This is a genomic window from uncultured Stenotrophomonas sp., assembly GCF_963519925.1.
Classification (GTDB): domain Bacteria; phylum Pseudomonadota; class Gammaproteobacteria; order Xanthomonadales; family Xanthomonadaceae; genus Stenotrophomonas; species Stenotrophomonas maltophilia_AE.
Map to the genome: position 1 here is coordinate 1 of NZ_CAUQPH010000178.1, position 6,225 is coordinate 6,225.

Below are 6,225 nucleotides of genomic sequence, written 5' to 3' on the forward strand. Positions count from 1 at the left end.
GGCGCTGCCCGCCGATCCGGACGCCGCACTGCTGCAGGCGCGTCGCGGACCGGTCCGCCCGGCGGCCAACCCCACCGCCTACATCGAGGAGGCGGATACCGCATCGCACAGTGCCGCCCCACCGGCGCTGGAGCGCTTCGACGTGAACGCGACCGGCGCCGAAGCGCTGCTGCAGGACGCCCAAGGCAATGCCGTGGGCGGCTGGCGCAGCGTTGGGCGCGGCCGCGTCGCCGTGCTGCCGGTGACCGACAGCTACCGGCTGGTACTGGCCGGCCGCGATGATCGTCATGCCGAACTGTGGTCCGGCGTGCTGGCCACGGTCGCGCGCGCGCTGCCCGGCGCGCCGACGGTGCGCCTGGCTACCGCCACCCCGTGGGCGGGCGAGCGCCTGACCCTGTGTGACGTTCCCAGCGGCACCCAGGTCCGCAGCCCGGAAGGCCACAGGGTCACCGTGCAGGTCGACCCGGCCACCGGCAACCAGCATTGCGCCGGTTACTGGCCGCAGCAGCCCGGCTGGCACCAGCTGCAGCATGGCGACACCGTGCAGGCGTTCTACGTGTTCGATCGGGAATCGGCGCAGCCATTGCACCGACAGCAGGTGCGGCTGGCCACCGGGCAGCGCCTGGCCGCGACGACCACCACCGCCACCGGGTCGCCCGGCAGGGTTCCAGGCCCACGCTGGCCCTGGTTGCTGGGCTTCATCGCAGTCGCAGGCCTGCTGTGGTGGCTGGAACGGCGTCGAGCGGTCATGCCAGCGGCGTAGCGCGCCCCGTCTTCGTGCGGCTTACTCCGGCCGTGGCGCGTCGCAACCCTGGAGCGGATCGCAGTGCTGCAGCGCGCGACGCTGCGCCGCTGCATCCAGTTCCGGCGGCGGGCGCGCGACCGCGGACTGGATCTGGTCCGGTGCCCGGGTCAGGGTGTGCAGGCCCTGGGCGGTCCCAGCGATGGCATGGTTGATCCCGATCATCAGGTAGCCGCCGCGCATGCCCACCTCCTGCAGCGAGGGTGGCTCGCTCCAGGCGCGGTTGAAGGTATTGGGTTGGGGCTGCACCGGGGATCTGAAGCGATACAGGTCCACCGGCACCTCGTCCTCGGGCTTGAGCGCCCGGACCGCGCCCAGCGTGGTTACGTGGGTGTTCGCGCTGTCGGCGGGTCCGGTGGGTTGCTGCTGGGCGTGTGCCACGTTCGCCAGCAGCAGCCCGGCGGTCACGGTTGTTACTGCCATTCCTGTGTGCAATGCCACGTGTCGTCCTGTCAGCAGCGTCCTGCGCAGAGGATAGCGAGGCGACCTTCAGATTTCGTTGGGCGGGGAAGGCACTGAATCGTTCACCGACCCGGGCCGCGATGTCTCAACCCCTGAGACGCGTTTGTGCTTCCATGGCGTCCTTTGCAGACCGTTGTACCCATGGCCTACGAACTCGCCAAGCGCACCGAGGATGCCGAGCGCCGCCTCGCCACCACCGACGGGCTGCCCTCGCGCAATGGTGCGCTGCTTACCGCGCGGCTGCAGCAGCGCTACGCCGACCGCATCACCGGCAGCTTCACCCTTCCGGGCCGCGAAGGCCGCTACGCGCCCATCCCCGCCGATGTGCCGTCCGCGCTGACCAACGCACTGAAGGCGCGCGGCATCGAACAGCTGTACAGCCACCAGGCCGAAGCGTGGGACGCCACCCAGCGTGGCGAGCACGTGGCCATCGTCACCCCCACCGCCAGCGGCAAGTCGCTGTGCTACACCCTGCCGGTGGTCAGCGCCGCCATGCAGGGCAAGGCCAAGGCGCTGTACCTGTTCCCGACCAAGGCGCTGGCCCAGGACCAGGTGGCCGAGCTGCTCGAGCTCAACCGTGCCGGCGACCTGGGGGTGAAAGCCTTCACCTTCGACGGCGACACCCCCGGCGACGCGCGCCAGGCGATCCGCCTGCACGGCGACATCGTGGTCTCCAACCCGGACATGCTGCACCAGGCGATCCTGCCGCACCACACCAAGTGGGCGCAGTTCTTCGAGAACCTGCGCTATGTGGTGATCGACGAGGTGCACACCTACCGCGGCGTGTTCGGCAGCCATGTCACCAACGTGCTGCGCCGGCTCAAGCGCATCTGCGCGTTCTACGGCGTGGAACCGCAGTTCATCCTGTGCTCGGCCACCATCGGCAACCCGCAGGCGCATGCCGAAGCGCTGATCGAAGCGCCGGTCACCGCCATCACCGAATCCGGCGCACCGACCGGACCCAAGCACGTGCTGCTGTGGAACCCCCCGGTGGTCAACGCCGACCTCGGCCTGCGTGCCTCGGCGCGCTCGCAGAGCAACCGCATCGCGCGCATCGCGATCAAGTCCGGGCTGAAGACGCTGATCTTCGCGCAGAGCCGGTTGATGGTCGAAGTGCTCACCAAGTACCTGAAGGACATCTTCGACCACGACCCGCGCAAGCCCCCACGCATCCGCGCCTACCGCGGCGGCTACCTGCCCACCGAGCGCCGCGAGACCGAGCGCGCCATGCGCGCCGGCAACATCGACGGCATCGTCAGCACCTCGGCGCTGGAGCTGGGCGTGGATATCGGCAGCCTCGACGTGGTGGTGCTCAACGGCTATCCCGGCAGCGTGGCCGCCACCTGGCAGCGCTTCGGCCGCGCCGGGCGCCGCCAGCAACCGGCACTGGGCGTGCTGGTGGCCAGCTCGCAGCCGCTGGACCAGTACGTGGTGCGGCACCCGGACTTCTTCGCCGATGCCTCGCCCGAACATGCGCGGACCGCACCGGACCAGCCGCTGATCCTGTTCGACCACATCCGCTGCGCCGCCTTCGAGCTGCCGTTCCTGGCCGGCGACCCGTTCGGGCCGATCGACCCGCTGGTGTTCCTGGAAGCGCTGGCCGAAACCGAAGTGGTGCATCGCGAAGGCGACCGCTGGGAATGGATCGCCGACAGCTACCCGGCCAATGCGGTCAGCCTGCGCTCGGTGGCCGACGGCAACTTCGTAGTGGTCGACCGCAGCGATGGCAAGCAGCAGATCATTGCCGAGGTGGATTACTCCGCTGCCGCGCTGACCCTGTACGAAGGCGCCATCCACATGGTGCAGTCCACCCCGTACCAGGTGGAGCGGCTGGACTGGGAAGGCCGCAAGGCCTACGTCACCCGCACCCACGTGGACTACTACACCGACAGCATCGACTTCACCAAGCTCAAGGTGCTGGACCGCTTCGATGGCTGCATCGCCGGCCAGGGCGACTCGCACCATGGCGAAGTGCATGTGGTGCGGCGCGTGGCCGGCTACAAGAAGATCCGCTATTACACCCACGAAAACATCGGCTACGGCCCGGTCAACCTGCCCGACCAGGAACTGCACACCACTGCGGTGTGGTGGCAGCTGCCGCAGGGCCTGCTGCTGACCGCGTTCGACAGCAAGCAGGAGGCGCTGGATGGTTTCCTTGGTGCGGCCTACGCGCTGCACATCGTGGCCACGGTGGCGGTGATGGCCGATGCGCGCGACCTGCAGAAGGCGGTGGGCAATGGCGACGGTGCATGGTTCGCGGTGGCCGACCAGAGCGGGCGTGGCCAGCTGCGTGGCGCCGAGTTCGATGCCAGCGCGATCGAGCTGCAGCAGCAGTTCGTGCCCACCGTGTACCTGTACGACAACTTCCCCGGTGGCGTGGGCCTGAGCGAGCCGCTGTGGCTGCGTCAGGCCGAACTGCTGCAGCGCGCGCAGGAACTGGTGCAGCGCTGCGACTGCAAGGCCGGCTGCCCGGCCTGCGTGGGTCCGGTGCTGGCCGGGCAGGAAGACGATGCCACCACGCCCAAGGCGCTGGCATTGAAGGTCCTGGCCCTGTTCCACGCGCACGCGTTTCCGGCGACCGCCGCCGCTGCACCGCAGGATGCCGACGTGGTGCCGTTTTGAGCCTGAGCCTGGACAAGCTGCGCCTGCTGCGGCGCCAGGCCGGTGATGCCTCGCCGCCCCCGGCGGCGGCCGACGCGCCTGCTACGGCACCGGCACCGCCCGCGGCGGTGGCCGCAAACGACGCGCAGGCACGCCGGACGGCACCGGACTCGGTGTTTGCCTGGGTGGAACAGGAAATCCGCCACAAGCCCACCGGCCCGGCAACGGCGGAACCCGTGCCGCCTGCGCCCGCATTGCGCAAACCCGACGTGGGCGGCCTGCACCGGTTGCTGGGGCTGCGCGATCGTGGCGGCGCCGGTGCACGGCCGCGCGCCAGCGCGCAGGACCGCCACGTCCCGGGTGAGGAGATCGCACCCGGGCTGTTCCTGATCGAATCCTTCCTGCCGCAGGTGATTCCACTGCAGCCGTTGTCGCTGGCATTCGCCCGGCGCGAGGGCGAAGCGGTGGCGCCGCAGGACCTGATGTTCTTCGACACCGAGACCACCGGCCTGGCAGGCGGTACCGGCACCCGCGCGTTCATGATCGGCGCGGCCGACTGGCGTGCCGATCCCGCGCGTGGCCAAGGGCTGCGCATCCGCCAGCTGCTGATGACCACGATGGCGGCCGAGACCGCCATGCTGCGCGAGTTTTCCAGCTGGCTGCAGCCCGGCACGGTGTTTTCCAGCTACAACGGCCGCTGCTATGACGCGCCGCTGCTGAAAACCCGCTACCGGTTGGCGCGGCAGCGCTGTCCGATCACCCCGCTGGACCACGTCGATCTGCTCTTCCCCACCCGCCGCCGGTACCGCGGCACCTGGGAAAACTGCCGGCTGGCGACCATCGAACGCCAGCTGCTGCAGATCGTGCGCGAAGACGACCTGCCCGGCTCCGAAGCCCCGGCCGCATGGTTGAACTACCTGCGCGGCGGCAGCGCGGTGAACCTGCGCCGGGTGGCCGAGCACAATCACCAGGACGTGGTGACCCTGTCACTGCTGATGCTGCGGCTGGTGGCCGAGGAGCAGCGCGAGCGGGAAACGCTGGCCCTGTCTGCGCTCTCGCCGAGCGGCTGACTGGCTGAGGGGCGCAGGCGGCGCGCGTATTCATCGCGTTGACGCCCCATGCAGGCGGGGCCGTGCAAGCTTGGCCCATATCCCGCGTAAGGAGTGCACCATGCGTCTGCCCCTGTTGATGTTGCTCGGTTGTGCCCTGCCGCTGGCCGCGTGCAGCAGCCCGCCACCGAAGACCGCCGACGAACCGCCGCAGGCGGTGGTGGACCCGGTGCCGGCCGGTTCCGAAGGCGTGACCCCGTGCCGCCAGGAAGCCTTCAACGGCCTGGTCGGCAAAGTCGCCGATGCAGCGACGGTAGAGAAGGCGGTCAAGGACAGCGGCGCCAAGCATGCCCGCATCGTGAAGCCCAACATGGCCGTCACCATGGATTTCCGCGAAGACCGGGTGACCATCCAGGTCGACGCGGATAACCGCATCACCGGCATCGGCTGCAACTGAGGTAGAGCCACGCCCTGCGTGGCTGCGCGATCCCCCCGCCAAGGTGCGGCCACGCCCTGCGTGGCCACACCTGGACGCCTTACCGCACCCGCTGCGCCGTACCGTTGGCCAGGGCCTGGTCGATGGCACTGCGCACATCGCGCGCCACCTTCGCCGACGCCACACTCTGGCGTGCCGCCAACGCCTCCTGCTGGCGGGCCAGGCCCTCCTGCTGGAGCGCAAGCTGGGCCTGTTGCGCGGCAGCCTGCTCGATCTGCTGCTGGCGGGCCTGCCCGCTGGCGCGACGTGCAACCGCCGCAGCGTCCACCGTGCTGCGCCCGGAGCGTGCTGCCTGATTGGCCATTTCCGCAGCGTCGGCCGCCATGACCTCCCGGCTTGCGGCAAGCGCGTCCAGGCTGGCCTGCTGCGCGATGGTGGAGATGCGCTCGCCCAGGCGACCCTGCTGCTCGCCCAGCCGGCCCTGCTGTTCACCCAGTTCGCCCTGCGCGCGGCCGAGCGCCGCGACCTCCTTCTGCGACTGGCTGAGCGAGCGGATCAGCGCCGGATCGCGGATCACGTAACGTTCGTTGCCGCGGCGCACCCACAGCACCGATTCACCCTTGCCGGTATCGCGCTGCGACTGCTTCAGGTCGGCCATCGACGCGTCCACGAAGTTGTCCTCGCCCATGCGCAACACGTAGGCCTGCGACGATTGGTGCGACAGATCGAGGCGACCATGGGTGACCAGCGTGGTGCTGCTGCCGGTGTGGTTGACCTGCGTGCTGCCCACTGGATCCGGATGCGGCGCTGCTGGCGCGCGGGGTGCAGCAGGTGCCGAAGGCACGGCCGGTGCAGCGGGTGCCGCTGCCGGGCGC

Annotated in this window: 4 protein-coding genes and 2 pseudogenes; 4 read left to right on the top strand and 2 right to left on the bottom strand. The window is 69.9% G+C overall.

Annotated elements, in window-relative coordinates; translation table 11 throughout:
* Window positions 1-763 (top strand): annotated as a pseudogene (locus tag RWO33_RS18520) (hypothetical protein); the annotation flags it as partial.
* A 21-nt stretch (window positions 764-784) separates the two neighbouring features.
* On the opposite strand, the gene RWO33_RS18525 reads toward RWO33_RS18520, so the two are convergent.
* Complete coding sequence (locus tag RWO33_RS18525) at window positions 785-1,225, bottom strand: hypothetical protein (RefSeq protein WP_314106707.1); 441 nt, start codon at window positions 1,223-1,225, stop codon at window positions 785-787.
* A 180-nt stretch (window positions 1,226-1,405) separates the two neighbouring features.
* Between RWO33_RS18525 and RWO33_RS18530 the strand changes: the two genes are divergently transcribed.
* The 3 genes from RWO33_RS18530 to RWO33_RS18540 all read left to right on the top strand — a co-directional run bounded on the left by RWO33_RS18530 (window position 1,406) and on the right by RWO33_RS18540 (window position 5,371).
* Entirely contained in the window at window positions 1,406-3,886 is a 2,481-nt protein-coding gene (locus RWO33_RS18530; protein ID WP_314106708.1) for a DEAD/DEAH box helicase, read from the top strand.
* Window positions 3,883-4,935, top strand: a complete 1,053-nt coding sequence (locus RWO33_RS18535; RefSeq protein WP_314106709.1) for a ribonuclease H-like domain-containing protein — start codon at window positions 3,883-3,885, stop codon at window positions 4,933-4,935. The genes RWO33_RS18530 and RWO33_RS18535 overlap by 4 nt, the downstream gene beginning before the upstream one ends.
* A gap of 100 nt (window positions 4,936-5,035) precedes the next feature.
* On the top strand, window positions 5,036-5,371 hold the full coding sequence (locus tag RWO33_RS18540) for an I78 family peptidase inhibitor (RefSeq protein WP_145480640.1): 336 nt from the start codon (window positions 5,036-5,038) through the stop codon (window positions 5,369-5,371).
* A 79-nt stretch (window positions 5,372-5,450) separates the two neighbouring features.
* Here RWO33_RS18540 and RWO33_RS18545 read toward each other — a convergent pair.
* A pseudogene (locus RWO33_RS18545) lies at window positions 5,451-6,225 on the bottom strand (hypothetical protein); the annotation flags it as partial.